Below are 1,718 nucleotides of genomic sequence, written 5' to 3' on the forward strand. Positions count from 1 at the left end.
TTGCTACATATTATATGGTTAAGTCCTCGATCTATTAGTATTCGTCAGCTCCACATGTCACCATGCTTCCACCTCGAACCTATCAACCTGATCATCTTTCAGGGATCTTACTAGCTTACGCTATGGGAAATCTCATCTTGAGGGGGGCTTCATGCTTAGATGCTTTCAGCACTTATCCCTTCCGCACATAGCTACCCAGCTATGCCCTTGGCAGAACAACTGGTACACCAGCGGTGCGTCCATCCCGGTCCTCTCGTACTAAGGACAGCTCCTCTCAAATTTCCTACGCCCACGACGGATAGGGACCGAACTGTCTCACGACGTTCTGAACCCAGCTCGCGTACCGCTTTAATGGGCGAACAGCCCAACCCTTGGGACCGACTACAGCCCCAGGATGCGATGAGCCGACATCGAGGTGCCAAACCTCCCCGTCGATGTGGACTCTTGGGGGAGATAAGCCTGTTATCCCCGGGGTAGCTTTTATCCGTTGAGCGATGGCCCTTCCATGCGGAACCACCGGATCACTAAGCCCGACTTTCGTCCCTGCTCGACTTGTAGGTCTCGCAGTCAAGCTCCCTTATGCCTTTGCACTCTACGAATGATTTCCAACCATTCTGAGGGAACCTTTGGGCGCCTCCGTTACACTTTAGGAGGCGACCGCCCCAGTCAAACTGCCCACCTGACACTGTCTCCCGGGTCGATAAGACCCGTAGGTTAGAATTTCAATACAGTCAGGGCGGTATCCCACCAGCGCCTCCACCGAAGCTAGCGCTCCGGTTTCAAAGGCTCCCGCCTATCCTGTACAAACTGTACCAAAATTCAATATCAGGCTACAGTAAAGCTCCACGGGGTCTTTCCGTCCTGTCGCGGGTAACCTGCATCTTCACAGGTACTATAATTTCACCGAGTCTCTGGTTGAGACAGTGCCCAAATCGTTACACCTTTCGTGCGGGTCGGAACTTACCCGACAAGGAATTTCGCTACCTTAGGACCGTTATAGTTACGGCCGCCGTTTACTGGGGCTTCAGTTCAGAGCTTCGCTTACGCTAACCCCTCTCCTTAACCTTCCAGCACCGGGCAGGTGTCACCCCCTATACTTCGCCTTACGGCTTCGCAGAGAGCTGTGTTTTTGCTAAACAGTCGCTTGGGCCTATTCACTGCGGCTTTCCGTTAAGAAAGCACCCCTTCTCCCGAAGTTACGGGGTCATTTTGCCGAGTTCCTTAACCAGAGTTCTCTCGCACACCTTAGGATTCTCTCCTCGCCTACCTGTGTCGGTTTGCGGTACAGGCACCTTTTATCTCGCTAGAAGCTTTTCTTGGCAGCGGGGAATCAAAGACTTCGCTCCATAAGGAGCTTCCCCATCACAGCTCAGCCTTTACGATAAGCGGATTTGCCTACTTATCAGCCTAACTGCTTGGACGTGCACAACCAATCGCACGCTTCTTCTATCCTTCTGCGTCCCTCCATTGCTCAAACGATAAAGAGGTGGTACAGGAATATCAACCTGTTGTCCATCGCCTACGCCTGTCGGCCTCGGCTTAGGTCCTGACTAACCCTGAGCGGACGAGCCTTCCTCAGGAAACCTTAGGCATTCGGTGGACGGGATTCTCACCCGTCTTTCGCTACTCATACCGGCATTCTCACTTCTAAGCACTCCACCAGTCCTTCCGGTCTGACTTCACTGTCCTTAGAACGCTCCCCTACCACTGATACCATT

The 1,718-nt window shown here is 52.8% G+C and carries 1 rRNA gene; it reads right to left on the reverse strand.

The features are described 5' to 3' along the window. Positions 1-14: 14 nt before the first annotated feature. Positions 15-1,718 (reverse strand): 23S ribosomal RNA (locus MR147_RS26675); the annotation flags it as partial.

Origin of the sequence: Bacillus cereus group sp. BfR-BA-01350 (assembly GCF_022663775.1) — a bacterium.
In the GTDB taxonomy this organism is placed as follows: domain Bacteria; phylum Bacillota; class Bacilli; order Bacillales; family Bacillaceae_G; genus Bacillus_A; species Bacillus_A paranthracis.